Raw genomic sequence first — 16415 nt, 5'->3', positions numbered from 1 at the left:
TCTGAACGAGGACGGCTCCCGTTCAGAACAGCAGCGAGGCCATCCGGCGACGGTACTGGCCGACCAGGTCCTCGTCGGAGATCACATTGAAGGCGTCGATCAGGGCCTTGCGCGGCAGCCCTTCCTCGAACGTGCGGTCGATCCGCAGCATTTCCAGGAACTGGGCCAACGCAGCTTCGTCATGGCCCCCGAGCAACAGTTGCACGCCGCGCAGATGGCGGGCCTTGAGGTCCTTGCCATCGGCGGCGATGCGGGCGTCCAGCACTTCAGCGGCCGGGGCATCCTTCAGCGCGGCGGCGAAGGCCAGGCGGGCGCGGGCACGCACGGCGCGGTCGTCGGTGGCCAGATTGGCGGGCAGGCCGTCGATCAGGGTGCCGGCTTCGTCCACGCCACCGATCTGCAGCAGGGCCAGGGCCAGGTCGAGCTTCAGTTCGTCCTTGTCCGGCTCGGCGGCGATCTGGGCACGCAGCACATCGACCTGCGCCTGCGGGTCCAGCGGGGCGTCATCTTCGGGCGCGGCGTCGCCGACATCGGCCGGCACGATGCCGTGCTGGGCCAGGAACTCACGCAGCTGGCCTTCCGGAATCGCGCCCGGGAAGCCATCCACCAGCTGGCCGCCCTTGACCAGGAACACGGTCGGCACCGAGCGGATCTGGAAGGCCGCTGCGATCTGCTGTTCCTTGTCGACATCGACCTTGGCCAGTTCGAAGGCGCCGTTGTACTCGGCGGCCAGTTTTTCCAGCATTGGCCCCAGGGTCTTGCACGGCCCGCACCAGGTGGCCCAGAAGTCGACCAGCACCGGCGTCTGCAGCGACTTCTGCAGGACTTCGGCCTCGAAGGTCGCAGTGGTGGCGTCGAATACGTAGGTCGTCTCGGTCATGGGGGGAGGCATCGTTTGGCGTCTGGAGTCCGATTCTATGGTGACGATCGATGCCGGTCTCAACCCGGGTTGTGGTAAATGCCTGACAATGCAGTCTTCCTCTCGCCGTACTTTCCGGAGTCTGCATGTCGTCCCTGTCCCCGTTGCTGCGCCTGCCTGGCCTGGTCGCCGCGCTGCTGTTTGTACTGGCGGTGATCGGTTTCGGCGCCGGCCTGGACGGCTACGCACAAGCCCGTCATCCGGTGGCACTGCTGGGCGCGCAGGGGGTGCCGCATGCGCTGGCCTTCAATCTGCTGGGCTTCGTGCTGCCGGGCCTGCTGGCGGCGATCGTGGCCGAGTGCCTGCGCCGCGGGCTGCCGGCAACCGCCGGCTGGGCGCCACGGGTGGGCAGCCAGATGCTGCTGCTGGCCGGGTTGGCCTTCGCCGCGATGGGGTTGCTGCCGCTGGATGTGGATGACCTGCACGGGCCGGCCAGCCAACTGCATGCCAGCGCCTGGATGATCTGGGTGCTGGGTTTTGTCGCCGGAACCCTGCTGCTGGCCGTATCCGGTCTGCGCCAGGTGCATGGCCGCGCGCTGGGCGTACTGGCGCTGGGCTGCGGCATGCTGGCCGCGCTGGCCGCGTTTGCCCTGCAGGGCGTACTGCCGGCGCCGCTGGCACAACGGCTGGCGTTTGCGTGCTGGGCAGTCTGGCTGGGGGCGGCCCTGCCGCTGTCGCGCCCACGCTGAGACGCCTCCCGGGGCGTCGCGGCGCCTACCTCCGGCGGGCAGGATTGGAGACGTTTGCCGCACTGCGGTACGCTGTACCGCTTTGCCGCCGCATCCGCGTGTTCCATGACCAGCGCTGAAACCAACGCCTACGACCCGCAGCAGGTTGAATCCGCCGCCCAGCAATACTGGGACGCTACCCGTGCCTTCGAGGTCGACGAGACTTCGGACAAGCCGAAGTACTACTGCCTGTCGATGCTTCCGTACCCGTCCGGTGCGCTGCACATGGGCCACGTGCGCAATTACACGATTGGCGACGTGATCAGCCGCTACAAGCGCATGACCGGCCACAACGTGCTGCAGCCGATGGGCTGGGACGCGTTCGGCCTGCCGGCGGAAAACGCCGCGATCAAGAACAAGACCGCGCCGGCGGCGTGGACCTACAAGAACATCGACCACATGCGCAGCCAGCTGAAGTCGCTGGGCTACGCCATCGACTGGTCGCGCGAGTTCGCCACCTGCCGCCCGGACTATTACGTCCACGAGCAGCGCATGTTCACCCGCCTGATGCGCAAGGGCCTGGCCTATCGCCGCAATGCGGTGGTGAACTGGGACCCGGTCGACCAGACCGTGCTGGCCAACGAGCAGGTCATCGACGGCCGCGGCTGGCGCTCGGGTGCCCTGGTCGAGAAGCGCGAGATCCCGCAGTGGTTCCTGCGCATCACCGACTATGCCCAGGAGCTGCTGGATGGCCTGGACGAGCTGGACGGCTGGCCGGAATCGGTCAAGACCATGCAGCGTAACTGGATTGGCCGTTCCGAAGGCCTGGAAATCCAGTTCGACGTGCGCGATGTCGACGGCAGCGCGCTGGACCCGCTGCGTGTGTTCACCACCCGCCCGGACACGGTGATGGGCGTGACCTTCGTGTCGATTGCCGCCGAACACCCGCTGGCGCTGCACGCGGCGAAGAACAATCCGGAACTGGCCGCGCTGCTGGTCGACCTGAAGCAGGGGGGGGTGTCCGAAGCCGAGCTGGAAACCCAGGAAAAGCGCGGCATGGATACCGGCCTGCGCGCGCTGCACCCGGTGACCGGCGAGCCGGTCCCGGTGTGGGTCGCCAACTTCGTGCTGATGGGCTACGGCACCGGCGCGGTGATGGCGGTGCCGGGCCATGACCAGCGCGACAATGAAGTGGCCAACAAGTACGGGCTGCCGATCAAGCAGGTCATCGCGCTGAAGGATCCGCGCACCGACGAAGAGCGCACCTGGGACGGCAGCCGTTGGCAGGACTGGTACAGCGACAAGAGCCGTGCCTTCGAGCTGGTCAACTCGGCCGAATTCGACGGCCTGGACTTCCAGGGCGCGTTCGAGGCGCTGGCCGAACGCTTCGAGCGCAAGGCCCAGGGCCAGCGCCGCGTCAACTACCGCCTGCGCGACTGGGGCGTGAGCCGCCAGCGCTACTGGGGCTGCCCGATTCCGGTGATCTACTGCGCCAAGTGCGGCGCGGTGCCGGTGCCGGAAGAACAACTGCCGGTGGTGCTGCCGGAGGACGTGGCGTTCTCGGGTACCGGTTCGCCGATCAAGACCGACCCGGAATGGCGCAAGACCACCTGCCCGGACTGCGGCGGTGCGGCCGAGCGCGAGACCGATACCTTCGACACCTTCATGGAATCGAGCTGGTATTACGCCCGCTACACCTCGCCGGGTGCCCGTGACGCTGTCGACAAGCGCGGCAACTACTGGCTGCCGGTGGACCAGTACATCGGTGGCATCGAGCACGCGATCCTGCACCTGATGTATTTCCGCTTCTACCACAAGCTGCTGCGCGACGCGCGGATGGTGGACAGCAACGAACCGGCGCGCAACCTGCTGTGCCAGGGCATGGTGATCGCCGAAACCTATTACCGCCCGAACCCGGACGGCTCGAAGGACTGGATCAATCCGGCCGATGTGGAAGTGCAGCGCGACGAGCGCGGCCGCATCACCGGCGCCACCCTGATCGCCGACGGCCAGCCGGTGGTGGTCGGTGGCACCGAGAAGATGTCCAAGTCGAAGAACAACGGCGTGGACCCGCAGGCAATGGTCGGCAAGTACGGCGCCGACACCGTGCGCCTGTTCTCGATGTTCGCCGCGCCGCCGGAGCAGTCGCTGGAGTGGAACGAGGCCGGCGTGGACGGGATGGCCCGCTTCCTGCGCCGCCTCTGGGCCCAGGTGCAGAAGCATGCCGCCGACGGCGCCGCCCCGGCGCTGGATGTTGCAGCACTGGACGCCAACCAGAAGGCGCTGCGCCGCAAGACCCACGAAACCATCGGCAAGGTCGGTGACGACTACGGCCGCCGCCACAGCTTCAACACCGCGATCGCTGCGGTGATGGAGTTGATGAACGCACTGGCCAAGTTCGAGGACGGCAGTGAGCAGGGCCGTGCGGTGCGCCAGGAAGCGCTGCAGGCCATCGTGCTGCTGCTGAACCCGATCACCCCGCATGCCAGCCACGCCCTGTGGCAGGTGCTGGGTCACGCGGAGACGCTGCTGGAAGACCAACCGTTCCCGCAGGCCGATGCCAGTGCGCTGGTGCGCGACGCGCTGACCCTGGCGGTGCAGGTCAACGGCAAGCTGCGTGGCACCATCGACGTGGCGGCCGACGCCGCGCGCGAGCAGGTGGAGGCACTGGCGCTGGCCGAGCCCAACGCGGCCAAGTTCCTGGAAGGCCTGACGGTGCGCAAGATCATCATCGTGCCGGGCAAGATCGTGAACATCGTCGCCGCCTGATGTATCCGCACCGGCGCCCGCGAGGTGGCCGGTGCCATTCCGGTGCAGGGCCAGGCGTCTGATGGCCCTGCATTCACGCGGCTTCGGGCAGGCTGTGTGTTGCCGTGATCGCCCGGCTCCGCCAGACTGTCTCCATGACCCGAATCCTGCTTGCCCTCGTTCTTGTCCTCGGCCTTGCCGGCTGCGGCTTCCATCTGCGCAACAAGCTGATGCTGCCCACCGACACCGCCCCGGTGAAGGTGGTATCCACCGCCCCGTACAGTGAACTGGTCAAGCTGCTCAACCGCAGCCTGCTGGCTTCCGGTGCCAGGCTGGCTGATGAGGACAGCAACGAACCCAGTACCCAGTTGCAGGTGCTGTCCGAGCGCTGGGGCGACCTGCCGATCGCCATCGACTCGCAGGGCCGCGCCCAGGAGTACAGCCTGCGCTATGCGGTGATCTTCATCTTCCGTCGCGAGGATGGCAGCGAACTGGTGCCGCAGCAGGTGATCGAGCTCTCGCGTGACTACGTGTCGCCACCGACCGACGCCACCGGTACCACCACCGAACGCGAGATCCTGGCCAACGAGCTGCGCCGGGAAATGTCCGCCTCGATCATCCGCCGCATCGACAGCGTGGTGCGTGCCGAGCTCGAGAAGGGCGGCAGCCTGTCGGCGCCGAAAGCCAAGCCGATTGAAGGCGCGGTACCGGCCGAGCCGGTCCCCGCAGCCAAGCACTGAGCCGCAGCCATGGAACTGCGTCCGGAGCAGCTGGCCAGCCAGGGCGCTGATACCGCGCTGGCGCCGGTCTACCTGATTGCCGGCCCGGAAACCCTGCGTGTGCTGGAGGCAGCTGACGCCATCCGCGCACGCGCACGCGCCGCCGGCATCGGCGAACGTGAAGTGTTCGACGCCGATGGCCGTGATTTCGACTGGAACCAGCTCGACGCCAGCTTCAACGCGCCCAGCCTGTTCAGTGCCCGCCGCCTGGTTGAGGTGCGCCTGCCCAGCGGCAAGCCTGGCAAGGACGGGGCCGAAGTGATCAGCCAGTTCTGTGCCAACCCGGCGCCGGACGTGGTGCTGATGATCACCGCAAGTGAATGGAGCAAGGCCCACCAAGGCAAGTGGGCCGAAGCGATCAACCGCATCGGCGTGCTGTCGGTGGCCTGGGCGGTCAAGCCGCATGAATTGCCGGACTGGATCGAGCGCCGCCTGCGTGGCAAGGGACTGCGTGCCGATCCTGCCGCCGTGCAGCGCCTGGCCGAGCGGGTGGAAGGCAACCTGCTGGCTGCTGCCCAGGAAATCGACAAGCTGGCGTTGCTGGCCGATGGCCAGCCGCTGGACGTGGAGCGCATGGAGTCGCTGGTGGCCGATGCCGCCCGCTATGACGTGTTCCGGCTGGTGGAAGCGGCCTTTTCCGGCCAACCGCCGGCGGTGCTGCGCATGCTGGCCGGACTGCGCGGCGAGGGCGAGGCGGTGGCTGCGCTGATGCCGATGGTGATCCGCGAGCTGCTGGCGGGCGCTGGCCTGGCCCGGGTGCAGGCCCGTGGCGGCAACCTGGCGGCTGAAATGAAATCGCGCGGTATCTGGGAATCGCGGCAGGCCCCGTACAAGCGCGCGCTGCAGCGGCATCCGGAAAGCAAGCGTTGGGAACGCTTCGTGGCCGAAGCCGGGCTGGTTGACCGCATCGCCAAGGGCCGCGCCGAGGGTGATGCCTGGCTGGCGCTGGAGCGCCTGCTGGTGGTGGTGGCCGAACCGCGTGCCGTGCGCCTGTTGGCGCGGGCCTGAGCAATGAGCCTGCGGATCTATTACGGGGGCACCTTCGATCCGGTGCACCTGGGGCACCTGGCGATCGCGCGTGCGGCCCGTGATGAACTGCAGGTCGCCGTGCGCCTGCTGCCGGCCGCCGATCCGCCGCACCGCGCGGTGCCCGGTGCCACCGCTGAGCAGCGCTGCACGATGTTGTCGCTGGCCATCGGCGACGAGCCGGGGCTGTTGTTGGACCGCCGCGAACTGGATCGTGCCGCCCGCTGCCCCGGTCGTCCGTCATACACCGTCGACACCCTGCGCGAGCTGCGTGGCGAGCTGGGCCCGAGCCGGCCGCTGGCCTGGCTGGTGGGCGCCGACAGCCTGCTGGGCCTGTCCGGCTGGCACGAATGGGAGGCCCTGTTCGACCTGGCTCACTTCGTGGTGGCCGAACGGCCGGGCAGTCCGTTGCAGGCGTCGATCGATGGCGAGCTGGGGCGTGCCCTGCAAGGGCGCTGGGCCGACAATGAGCAGGCCCTGTTCGCCAGCCCGGCCGGGCGCGTCCTGCGCCTGCACCACCCGCTGCGCGAGGAATCAGCCAGCGCCGTGCGCTCGCAGATTGCCGCTGGCGGTCCCTGGCGCGCACTGCTGCCACCGGCCGTGGCCGACTATGTCGCTGCACACGGGCTGTACCGCCCGGCCACGGCGTGAATGGCGCGGCCGCGCCATCCCCGTATAATCGCCCCCACGTTTATCGAGTCGATCCACTTTGAGCAACCAGACCCAGCCCCAGACCATCAAGGTCGATCTTCCCAGCCCGCCGCCGTCCGTGCCGGAACTGCTGGCCAGCGTCCGCCAAGCCACCGAAGACCTGAAGGCCAAGGACCTGGTCGAGATCGACGTGCGCGGCCGGTCCAGCGTTGCCGATTACATGATCGTCGTTTCGGGCACCTCGACCCGCCACGTCAAGTCGATTGCCGATGAAGTCGTGCGCTTCGCCAAGAACCTGGACGTGATGCCACTGGGCGTGGAAGGCGAGCGCGAGGCCGAGTGGGTGCTGGTCGACCTGGGCGACGTGATCGTCCACGTGATGCTGCCGCGCGTGCGTGAGTTCTACGCCCTCGAGCGCCTGTGGACCGTCGGCGACCAGCCGCCGTCCAGCGACGACGAAGTGGCCTGAGCCACACGATGATGCATCCCTTCGACGGCGCCGATGGCGCCGTCGACGTTTTGGAGGACCGCTGATGAAAGCCCGCCTGATCGCCACCGGTGAACGCGCCCCCAGCTGGGTCGCGCAGGGCTTCGCCGAGTACCAGAAGCGGCTGTCGCACTGGCTGCCGTTCGAGCTGGTCGAAATCGAGCCTGGCCTGCGCGGCAAGGGCCGCGATCCGCGTCGCGCCACGGAGGATGAAGGCAGGCGGGTAATCGCTGCGCTGCCGAAGAACGCTTATGTGGTGGCGCTGGATGTGCCGGGCCGCCAGCTCAGCTCCGAACAGCTGGCACAACGCCTGGAGCATTGGCGCGGGCAGGGCAGGGACCTGGCGTTCCTGATCGGTGGCCCGGAAGGGCATTCGCCGGAAGTATCCGCGTTGGCCGATGAGAAGTGGTCGATTGGACCATTGACGCTGCCGCACATGCTGGTGCGGCTGGTGGTGGCCGAGCAGCTGTATCGGGCTGCCGCAATGATCGCCAATCACCCCTACCATCGCGCGTGAAGAATGGTTATACTAGTCGTCTGCCCGAATAGCTCAGCCGGTTAGAGCACTTGACTGTTAATCAGGGGGTCGTTGGTTCGAGTCCAACTTCGGGCGCCACCTTGAGAAACCTGCATCGCAAGATGCAGGTTTTTTTTGTCGTGTTGTAGAACCGAGGCCATGCTCGGCTGCATCCTCGAGGCCGGGCATGGGCTCGGCGCTACAGCGTAATCAGGCCCTTCCAGAACGCGACCAGCGTGGCGATCGCCACCGCCAGGATCGCGCCGAACAGCACCCATTCCCAACGCGTGAATACCAGCTCGCCGCGCTGGCGCCGGGCCAGTGCGAACAGCACCACGCCGGGCACGTACAGCAAAACCGACAACAGCAGGTTGTCGAGGCCGCCGGCATACACCAGCCACAGCGCGTACGCACTGGCCAGCAGCGCAACCGCGAAATCACGCCAGCGCACACTGGGCTCATCGGCGTAGGCCTGCCCGCGCCAGGCCAGCTGCACGCCGAATGCCGTGGACAGGAAGTAGGGCACCAGGCTCATCGACGCAGCGAGCAGCACCAGCCCGGTGTAGCTGCCCGAACTGACCAGCACCAGCAGCAGGAACAACTGGATCAGGCCATTGCTCAACCACAGTGCATTGGCCGGCACACCACGCGCGTTCTCGCGGCCGAGGAAGGCGGGCATGGTGCCGTCGCCTGCGGCGGCATAGAGCACTTCGGCGCACAGCAGCACCCAGGCCAGCAATGCACCGAGGACGGAGATGATCGAACCGATGATGATTACCGTCGCGCCCCATTCGCCGACGATGGCGCGCAGCACATAGGCCATCGACGGATTGGGCAGCCCGGCCAGTTCGGCCTGCGACAGCACGCCCATCGACAGCAGGCTGACCAGCACCAGCAGCAGCCAGACCCCCAGGAAACCGATCACCGTGGCGCGGCCAACGTCGGCGCGGCGCGCCGCACGCCGTGAATAGATGCTGGCGCCCTCGATGCCGATGAATACCCACACGGTCACCAGCATCATGCCGCGCAGCTGCTGGCCGAGATCGCCGAGCGCGGGTGTGCCAAGGAAATCGGCACGGAACACCTCCATGCGGAACGCACCTGCTGCCAGGATCAGGAACAGCGTGATCGGCAGCAGCTTGGCCACCGTCACCAGGCCATTGACGATGGCCGCCGTACGCAGGCCACGCAGCACCAGCAGGTGCACGGTCCACAGCAGCACTGACGACGCCGCCACGGCGGCAGGCGTGTTGCCTTCGCCGAACACTGGCAGGAAATGGCCGAGGCCGCTGAAGATCAGCACGAAGAAGCTGGCATTGCCAAGCACCGAGGCGACCCAGTAGCCCCAGGCCGCAGAGAACCCGATGTAGTTGCCGAAGCCCTCACGCGCGTATGCGTAGATGCCGGTATCAAGATCCGGCCGGCGGTTGGCCAGGGCCTGGAACACGAAGGCCAGCATCAGCATGCCGGCGCCGCTGACCGCCCAGCCGAGCAGCGCCGCCGCCGGACCGGCGCTGCGCGCTACGTTCTGCGGCAATGAGAAGATGCCGGCGCCTACCATCGAGCCAACTACCAGTGCAGTCAACGCGGGCAGGCCCAGGCGTTGCGATGTCGTGGCCATGGTGATCCCCTGCGGCGGTAGTGCCGCTTGCACACGGTAGCCACGTGCCTGTGAACATGCATGCAAGGCGTGCAACGACGAAGGCCCGGGCTGCTGCCCGGGCCTCCGAAGTTGATGCGTTGAACGGTATTACTTGAAGGTGTACTTGGCGCCGACGGTGAAGTAGCGACCGATGGCGCCGCTGAAGTGCAGCGGGTTGTAGTTCACGCCACCGTAGGTGGTCGGATCGAGCGGAGCAATGCGATCGAACACGTTCTGCACCGAGGCGTTCAGTTCGAAGGCTTCGGTGATGTTCCAGCGGCCGGACAGATCGAAGGTGGTGAACGAGGAGATCTTGGTGACGTCGGTACCGTCGGCGTAGGAGAACTGGTACGAACCCTCCGGACCACGGAAATCCTTGTTGTCCATCTTGGAGATGTAGTTGGCGACGCCGCTCACGCTCCACGGCCCCTGACGCCAGGTGGTACCGAAGTTGATCCGATCCTTTGGCGTACCGATGCAGTTGGTCACGTCGCAGTTGCCGTGGGTGCCTGCATAGTCGAAGGTCTCGTCGGAGTCGGTGCGCTCGTACTTCAGCACATGGCTCCACTGCAGGTCCATTTCCAGCTGGCCCGGGCCGATATCGAAGGTCTGGCGGATATCGGTATCGATACCGCGCACGCGCGTGGATGCCGCATTGATGTACGCGGTGTTGACCGCCAGGATGCTGCCGGTGCCAGCGATGCCGTTGATCAGGTCGATATCACGCAGCACGTTGCCGGCGGCGATGGCATCGGCCGTGGAGCCTTGGGCGATTTCGTTGGTGCGCTTGATCTGCCAGGCATCCACGGTCATCGAAGTGGTGGAGGTCGGCTGCAGCACGATGCCCACCGAGTAGCTCTTGGACTCTTCCGGCTTCAGGTCCTTGTTGGGGCGGGTGATGATCGCGACCGGGCGCGAGCTGCAGTTGGTGCCGACATCGGCCGGCGGGCTGACGGCGCAGCGCACCGGATCGCGGGCGTTGGAGAAGGCGGCCAGGCCACCATCGCCGTTCTCGGCCGGGTTGGGGGCGCGGAAGCCTTCGGCGTAGCTGGCACGCAGAGCGATCCAGTCGGCTGGGGTCCACTTGATGCCCAGCTTCGGCGTGGCCTTGCCTTCGCCGCTTTCGTACTTGTCGTAACGCAGCGCGCCGGAAAGTTCCAGTTGCTCCAGCACCGGTGCCGACAGTTCGACGTAGCCGGCGTAGACATTCTGCGTACCGTCATAGGCCGAATAGCCCAGGCCAATGATGTCACCCTGGTCGGTGTAAGTCTGCGGGGTCAGGCTGTTGCTGGTCTTGCGCCACTCGGTACCGATTGCCAGGCCCAGCGGACCACCTTTCAGGTCCATCAGGCTGCGCGACACGGTGAAGTCGAACATGTCCAGGCTGGACTTGGCGCGTGCGCTGATGGTCGGCGAGATGTAGTCGTACAGCGCCTGCGAGTTGAGGTTGGCATTGTCGCCAATACGCCACACGCCGCCGGCACAGTTCGGGTTGCCCAGCGCGCACTGTACAGCGCTGTAGCGCAGGAACCCGGTGCGCTTGTTCACCAGATCGGTACCGGAGTGCAGGTAGGCGGTGTCGTAGCTCCAGTCACCCCAGTTGCCCTTGACGCCGACCAGGAAGCGGTTGAACTCATTGGTGTTGTTGGTCACGCGCGGGCCGACATCCCAGGCCGAGTAGCGCAGGCGCGAGGCCTGGCCCTGGATCGGATTGTCGGGATGGGTCGGCGACAGCACCACGGCGCCCGGGCCGCTGCTGGCATTGCGCGGGCCAAGGGGATAGCCCCAGCTGCCGGAGACGCCGGACGGTGTGTTGCTGAAGATCGTTTCCTTCTTCGAGTAGCCGATCTCGGTGTAGACCTCGCCGCCTTCGCCGAAGGCGAAGCTGGCGCGGCCGAACACGTTGACGTACTTCTCTTCAGGCGTGAGATCACGGAACTGCTGCGCCGGATCCCACAGGCAGCCCTGAGCCGCCACTGACGCGTCGGTCTGGCCCGGGATGGTGGTCAGGCCTTGGCAGCCGGGCAGTGGCACGAGCCTTGCCGGATTGGTCGCTGTGACATTGCGGTCGTCATACACCGAGCCATTCGGACCGACGCCTCCGCTGGTGCGGCCATTGAGGTAGGCGCCGCCGAGGAACTGGGCATTGTTGCCATAGCCCCAAGGACGGATGTCGCCGGTGCCGATCCACTTGCGGTTCTTGCGATCGCTGATCTTGATCGCGTCGGTCTTGCCGACGTCCAGGCTGAAGAAGGCATTCCAGCCGTCAGTGGCCAGATCGCCGGTGCCGGCGGTCAGGGTCGCCTTCTTCGCGTCGCCATCGCTGTCACCGGACAGGCCATAGGAGCCACGCAGGATGGCGCCCTGGAAGTCGCTGCGCAGGATGATGTTGACCACGCCGGCGATGGCATCGGAGCCATAGATTGCCGAGGCGCCGTCCTTGAGCACTTCCACGCGCTCGACGGCATCGAGCGGAATGGTGCTCAGGTCGGTGAAGACCTTCTGGCCGTCGTCGGCCAGGCCGTAGGTGGCCATGCGGCGGCCGTTCAACAGGACCAGGGTCGAGCCCGCGCCCAGGCCGCGCAGCGAAATGCCGGCGCCACCACCGGCAAAGCCGTTGCCGAAGGTCTTGGGGATGGAGCCGGAGCCATCAGCGGTCAGGGTCTGCAGGTATTCGGCAACCGTGGTCTTGCCGGTGCGGTCGATTTCCTGGCGGGTTACTACCTGCACCGGCGACGGCGTTTCAGTGTTGGTGCGCGGAATGTTCGAACCGGTGACCGTGATGCGGTCCAGGTTGGTGGCCTTGTCCTGCGCGAAGGCGGAGGTGGAAGCCGCGGCGCCAACCAGCAACAGGGTGCTGCCGGTAAGGATATGGGTGATGGACGATGCCAGAGTGCTGCGGCGGCGGCTGGCGGGCCGTTGGATCAGGTGTTTCACAGCTTCTCTCCTAACTGGAAAACCGTAGCGTTGAGGGCTGTCTCCGGAAGATTCCGGGACGGATCAATCTAGGTTTCCGGTAGGTGACGAAGTCGTGAATTTTTGCTTAATCGGTAACGGTTGATCCGGTTCCGTCCGTTGGCACGTGCAGGGAAGCGCCGGCCCGGCAGGTGGCCGGGCCGGCGATCACTTCACTCCGGCAGCGAGAACTGCACCGGCACCATGCCGATGGCCGGTACCGCCACGCCATCACGCTGGGCCGGCTCGAAGCGCCAGTGCCGGAGCACCTGCAGGCGCGCGGCCTGGTCCAGGCTGCGCGAACCGCTGCTGCGCTCGATGCTGACCCCCGTCGGCTGCCCGCGGGTGTCCACCTCTACCCGCAACAGCACAGTGCCCTGTTCGCGGTTGCGCAATGCCGCCAGCGGATAGGCCGGCGGCGGGGCGCTGCGGTACTGCAGCTGGGCACCGGCCAGTGGTGCGGAGGTATCGATGCTCGGTGCAAGCTGGGGCGGGGCAGGTTCGGCGGCCGGCAGCGCGATGCCCTGGGCTTCTTCCACGGTTGCGGTAGGAGCTGGAAGCGGCGGCGCGGCCGGCTGCGTCTGTGGCTTCGGTACGACCCGGGCGACCTCCCTGGGCTGTTCCAGCACCGGGGGCGGCGGCGTTGGCGGGATCTTCTCGATCAGCCTGACCGTGGTCTTTTCACGCGGGGCCTGCACGGCCTGGTAGGTCGCAGGGATGAGCAACAACAGGAAGGCCAGCAGGTGCAGGGCGATCGCCGCGCTCCAGGCGGCAACGCGGGCGGGGTCGAAGTGCAGGGATGCAACGGGATACGTACGAACCATGGTCCACCTCCATGCCAGTGACGAAGTCCTCAACGCACCAGGGCCCGTGGCGGGGTTGCCGCACGCGGCTGGCAGTGCATCAGTAGCGCGCCCGGGCGGCCACTGCATAGAGGCAGGGGCACCCGTGTTGGGCTGGCCTTCAGCCACTGCCGTCGGAATGCACGAAAAAAGGCGGGTCCCCTGGGGAACCCGCCTCTGTCGGCAATGACCAACGGCTCAGCGACCCAGTTCGAACACCACGTCCAGGTTGACCGAGACGGTGGATTCACCCGGCGCGACCGGGGTGGCCTTGTCCATCGCCGCACCGGCCGCCATGGTGCGCATCATCGGCATCGGGCGGAAACCGCCATTGCTGTTCTCGGAGATGCTGACGATGCGGCGCACCTGCAGGCCCAGTGACTTGGCATAGGTCTGGGCGCGGGCCTGGGCCTTCTTCAGCGCAGCCAGGCGGGCTTCGTCATACACTGGTTCCGGCTGGTCGATCTCGAAGCTCGGGCCGTTGATCTGGTTGGCGCCCTGCGCGGCCAGCGCGTCCAGCACCTTGCCGAGCTTGGCGATGTCGCGCACCTTGAGGCTGACCGTGTTGCTGGCCTGGTAACCGGTGATCTTCGGCGCTTCGTTGTCGGCGTAGCGGTACTGCGGGTTGAGGCTGACGCCGCTGGTCTGCACGTCGCGCTCGGCGATGCCGGCGGCCTTGATCGCGGCCAGCACCTTGTCCATCTGCTGGGCGTTCTGGCGCATGGCGCTGTTGCCATCGGCAGCCTGGCTCACCACGCCGGCCGACAGCGTGGCCACGTCAGGCACGCGGGTGGCCTCGGCATTGGCCGAGATGTTCAGCAGCGTGCCCTCGGCCGGTGCGGCGATCGATGGCGAGGACGGAGCGGCATGGGCGGTCATCGAGGTTCCAAGGGCGAGGGACAGGGCGAGCAGCAGCGGGGTGGCAGTCAGGCGCATGGGATCTCCTTGTTGTGCCGTTGAGGGTGGTGTCGTAGCGATGAACGCGTTGTGAGTCCGTTCGGGGTTGAACGCGTTCCGGGACGGGTTGCCGACGATTCAGGTGGCGGCCTCAGGTTATGCTGTGCCGATGCTCTACCTAGCTTCCCGCTCCCCCCGACGCAACCAGCTGCTGGCCCGACTCGGACGCCCCTTCCAGGCATTGGATCTGGAGGTCGTCGAGCAGCGTGCGCCCGCTGAAAGCGCCGAACAGTACGTCTGCCGGGTCGCCGCCGACAAGGCGCGCGCCGGCCTGGCCCGGGTGCTGGCCAATGACCCGCAGGCGAGGGTGCTTGGTTCGGACACCGAGGTGGTGCTGCATGGCGAGGTGTTTGGAAAGCCCGCCGACGCTGCCGATGCCCGGGGGATGCTGGCGCGTCTTGCCGGGCGTACCCACCAGGTGATGACGGCCGTAGTGGTGGTCGGCGCGGACGGGCTGGACAGCGAACTGGTCATTTCCGAAGTGACCTTCGCCCCGATCGACGCTGCCGACATCGCCGCCTATGTCGCCACCGGCGAACCGCTGGACAAAGCCGGTGCCTACGCCATCCAGGGCGGGGCCGAGCGCTGGATCGAGCACCTGTCCGGCAGCTACTCCGGCGTCATGGGGCTGCCGTTGCTGCACACCGATCGTTTGCTGGCGCGCTGCGGCGTGCCGGCCCCCACCGCCGATGCCGCCAGGGAGGCTGCAGATGTCTGAGGAAATCCTGGTCAACGTGACCCCGCGCGAGACCCGGGTCGCGGTGATCGAAAATGGCATGCTGCAGGAACTGCACATCGAGCGTGGCTGGCGCCGGGGTGTGGTCGGCAACATCTACAAGGGCAAGGTGCAGCGGGTCATGCCCGGCATGCAGGCCGCCTTCGTCGAAGTCGGGCTGGAGCGCGCCGCGTTCCTGCACGCCAATGACGTGGTGCGGCCGGCGCCGGTGGCCAGTGCCGATACCGAGAACACCACCCTGCCGCCGCCGGCCAGCGTGCCGATTGTCGAGCTGCTGCGTGACGGCCAGGACATCGTCGTGCAGGTGGTGAAGGACCCGATCGGCACCAAGGGCGCACGCCTGACCACGCAGATCAGCATTCCCTCGCGCTACATGGTGCTGCTGCCGCAGTCCAAGGTGGTGGGCGTGTCGGCGCGCATCGAGGACGAAGCCGAGCGCGCCCGCCTGAAGGCGCTGGTGACCGAGCTGTCGGCGCAGCACGGCGGCTACGGCTACATCGTGCGCACCAACGCCGAAGGCCAGCCGGCCGAGGCCATCGCCGAGGACATCGCCTACCTGTCGCGCGTGTGGAACGTGGTCGAGCGCCGTGGCCGCGAAGCGCCCTCGTGCAGCATCATCTATGAAGACCTGAGCCTGCCGCTGCGTTCGGTGCGCGACCTGATCCGCAAGGATGTGGACAAGGTGAAGGTGGACTCGAAGGAGACCTTCGGCCAGCTGCAGGCCTTCGTCGCCAAGTACATGCCGGTGCTGGCCGAGAAGCTGGAGCTGTATTCCGGCGATCGCCCGATCTTCGACATGTTCGGGGTGGAGGACGAGATCGGCCGCGCGCTGGACAAGCAGGTGCCGTTGAAATCCGGTGGCTACCTGGTGATCGACCAGACCGAGGCGATGACCACCATCGACGTCAATACCGGTTCGTTCCTCGGCCAGCGCAACCTGGAAGAAACGGTGTTCCGCACCAACCTGGAGGCTGCGCAGGCGGTGGCGCGGCAGCTGCGGCTGCGCAACCTGGGCGGCATCATCATCATCGACTTCATCGACATGGATGATGCCGAGCACCGCCGCCAGGTGCTGCGCACGCTGGAAAAGGCGCTTGCGCGCGACCATGCCAAGACAACAGTCTATGACTTCTCGCCGCTGGGCCTGGTGGAGATGACCCGCAAGCGCACGGTGGAAAGCCTGGAGCGCCAGCTGTCGGAAACCTGCCCGCAGTGCAGCGGCCGCGGCAGCATCAAGACCACCGAGACGGTGACCTACGAGATCTTCCGCGAGATCACCCGCGCGGTGCGCCAGTTCGACGCCGCGCGCCTGCTGGTGATCGCCTCGACCAAGGTGGTCGCGCGCATCACCGACGAGGAATCGGCGGCGGTGGCCGAGCTGGAGGAATTCCTCGGCAAGAGCATCCGCTTCCAGGCGGACGAGCAATACCTGCAGGAGCAGTTCGATGTCGTTCTGCTCTGATCCTCGCCGGCTGCAGGCCGGCGGTG

At 66.9% G+C, this 16415-nt stretch carries 14 protein-coding genes and 1 tRNA gene; 10 read left to right on the top strand and 5 right to left on the bottom strand.

What is annotated here, in order from left to right; all coding sequences use genetic code 11:
- Window positions 1-22 precede the first annotated feature (22 nt).
- Window positions 23-880, bottom strand: coding sequence for a thioredoxin (trxA, locus tag AC5P8C_RS04730; protein ID WP_019662117.1), 858 nt, complete (start codon window positions 878-880; stop codon window positions 23-25).
- A gap of 125 nt (window positions 881-1005) precedes the next feature.
- On the opposite strand from trxA, the gene AC5P8C_RS04725 reads away from it, so the two are divergent.
- The 8 genes from AC5P8C_RS04725 to AC5P8C_RS04690 all read left to right on the top strand — a co-directional run bounded on the left by AC5P8C_RS04725 (window position 1006) and on the right by AC5P8C_RS04690 (window position 7894).
- Window positions 1006-1608, top strand: a complete 603-nt coding sequence (locus AC5P8C_RS04725; protein ID WP_019662116.1) for a DUF998 domain-containing protein — start codon at window positions 1006-1008, stop codon at window positions 1606-1608.
- Between the two features lie 105 nt (window positions 1609-1713).
- Window positions 1714-4356, top strand: coding sequence for a leucine--tRNA ligase (leuS, locus tag AC5P8C_RS04720; protein ID WP_026347280.1), 2643 nt, complete (start codon window positions 1714-1716; stop codon window positions 4354-4356).
- A 134-nt stretch (window positions 4357-4490) separates the two neighbouring features.
- Window positions 4491-5075: an LPS-assembly lipoprotein LptE gene (locus AC5P8C_RS04715; RefSeq protein ID WP_019662114.1), complete on the top strand. Its 585-nt coding sequence runs from the start codon at window positions 4491-4493 to the stop codon at window positions 5073-5075.
- Between the two features lie 9 nt (window positions 5076-5084).
- Complete coding sequence (holA, locus tag AC5P8C_RS04710; RefSeq protein WP_019662113.1) at window positions 5085-6122, top strand: DNA polymerase III subunit delta; 1038 nt, start codon at window positions 5085-5087, stop codon at window positions 6120-6122.
- A 3-nt stretch (window positions 6123-6125) separates the two neighbouring features.
- The gene (gene nadD, locus AC5P8C_RS04705; protein ID WP_019662112.1) at window positions 6126-6791 is read left to right on the top strand and encodes a nicotinate-nucleotide adenylyltransferase; all 666 of its coding nucleotides are present in this window, start codon (window positions 6126-6128) and stop codon (window positions 6789-6791) included.
- Between the two features lie 58 nt (window positions 6792-6849).
- Window positions 6850-7260 (top strand): ribosome silencing factor, encoded by a 411-nt coding sequence (gene rsfS / locus AC5P8C_RS04700; protein ID WP_005410536.1) that lies wholly within the window; start codon window positions 6850-6852, stop codon window positions 7258-7260.
- A 64-nt stretch (window positions 7261-7324) separates the two neighbouring features.
- Window positions 7325-7795 carry a 23S rRNA (pseudouridine(1915)-N(3))-methyltransferase RlmH gene (gene rlmH / locus AC5P8C_RS04695; RefSeq protein ID WP_019662111.1) on the top strand — a complete coding sequence of 157 codons (471 nt, stop codon included), beginning with the start codon at window positions 7325-7327 and terminating at the stop codon, window positions 7793-7795.
- A gap of 22 nt (window positions 7796-7817) precedes the next feature.
- A tRNA-Asn gene (locus AC5P8C_RS04690) sits at window positions 7818-7894 on the top strand.
- Between the two features lie 100 nt (window positions 7895-7994).
- On the opposite strand, the gene AC5P8C_RS04685 is transcribed toward AC5P8C_RS04690, so the two are convergent.
- From AC5P8C_RS04685 to AC5P8C_RS04670, 4 genes are all read right to left on the bottom strand, one after another.
- Window positions 7995-9416, bottom strand: coding sequence for a basic amino acid/polyamine antiporter (locus AC5P8C_RS04685; protein WP_207049889.1), 1422 nt, complete (start codon window positions 9414-9416; stop codon window positions 7995-7997).
- 129 nt (window positions 9417-9545) lie between these two features.
- Window positions 9546-12374, bottom strand: coding sequence for a TonB-dependent receptor (locus AC5P8C_RS04680; RefSeq protein ID WP_019662109.1), 2829 nt, complete (start codon window positions 12372-12374; stop codon window positions 9546-9548).
- A gap of 191 nt (window positions 12375-12565) precedes the next feature.
- Window positions 12566-13216, bottom strand: coding sequence for an energy transducer TonB (locus AC5P8C_RS04675; protein WP_019662108.1), 651 nt, complete (start codon window positions 13214-13216; stop codon window positions 12566-12568).
- Between the two features lie 216 nt (window positions 13217-13432).
- A complete protein-coding gene (locus AC5P8C_RS04670) occupies window positions 13433-14170 on the bottom strand; it encodes an SIMPL domain-containing protein (RefSeq protein ID WP_021204307.1) in 738 nt (245 codons plus the stop codon).
- 130 nt (window positions 14171-14300) lie between these two features.
- Here AC5P8C_RS04670 and AC5P8C_RS04665 point away from each other — a divergent pair, with 130 nt between their 5' ends.
- Window positions 14301-14909 (top strand): Maf family nucleotide pyrophosphatase, encoded by a 609-nt coding sequence (locus AC5P8C_RS04665; protein ID WP_021204306.1) that lies wholly within the window; start codon window positions 14301-14303, stop codon window positions 14907-14909.
- On the top strand, window positions 14902-16389 hold the full coding sequence (rng, locus tag AC5P8C_RS04660) for a ribonuclease G (protein ID WP_019662105.1): 1488 nt from the start codon (window positions 14902-14904) through the stop codon (window positions 16387-16389). The genes AC5P8C_RS04665 and rng overlap by 8 nt, the downstream gene beginning before the upstream one ends.
- Window positions 16390-16415 lie beyond the last annotated feature (26 nt).

The sequence above is a fragment of the Stenotrophomonas sp. YJH_SMC_46 genome, assembly GCF_059370315.1.
This window is presented reverse-complemented; position numbering and strand designations above follow the sequence as displayed.

Coding starts and splice junctions, on each gene's coding strand:
- AC5P8C_RS04685 (WP_207049889.1), bottom strand. CDS start 9,416: ATGGCCACGACATCGCAACGCCTGGGCCTGCCCGCGTTGACTGCACTG.
- rng (WP_019662105.1), top strand. CDS start 14,902: ATGTCTGAGGAAATCCTGGTCAACGTGACCCCGCGCGAGACCCGGGTC.
- AC5P8C_RS04670 (WP_021204307.1), bottom strand. CDS start 14,170: ATGCGCCTGACTGCCACCCCGCTGCTGCTCGCCCTGTCCCTCGCCCTT.
- holA (WP_019662113.1), top strand. CDS start 5,085: ATGGAACTGCGTCCGGAGCAGCTGGCCAGCCAGGGCGCTGATACCGCG.
- leuS (WP_026347280.1), top strand. CDS start 1,714: ATGACCAGCGCTGAAACCAACGCCTACGACCCGCAGCAGGTTGAATCC.
- nadD (WP_019662112.1), top strand. CDS start 6,126: ATGAGCCTGCGGATCTATTACGGGGGCACCTTCGATCCGGTGCACCTG.
- AC5P8C_RS04665 (WP_021204306.1), top strand. CDS start 14,301: ATGCTCTACCTAGCTTCCCGCTCCCCCCGACGCAACCAGCTGCTGGCC.
- AC5P8C_RS04725 (WP_019662116.1), top strand. CDS start 1,006: ATGTCGTCCCTGTCCCCGTTGCTGCGCCTGCCTGGCCTGGTCGCCGCG.
- AC5P8C_RS04715 (WP_019662114.1), top strand. CDS start 4,491: ATGACCCGAATCCTGCTTGCCCTCGTTCTTGTCCTCGGCCTTGCCGGC.
- rlmH (WP_019662111.1), top strand. CDS start 7,325: ATGAAAGCCCGCCTGATCGCCACCGGTGAACGCGCCCCCAGCTGGGTC.
- trxA (WP_019662117.1), bottom strand. CDS start 880: ATGACCGAGACGACCTACGTATTCGACGCCACCACTGCGACCTTCGAG.
- AC5P8C_RS04675 (WP_019662108.1), bottom strand. CDS start 13,216: ATGGTTCGTACGTATCCCGTTGCATCCCTGCACTTCGACCCCGCCCGC.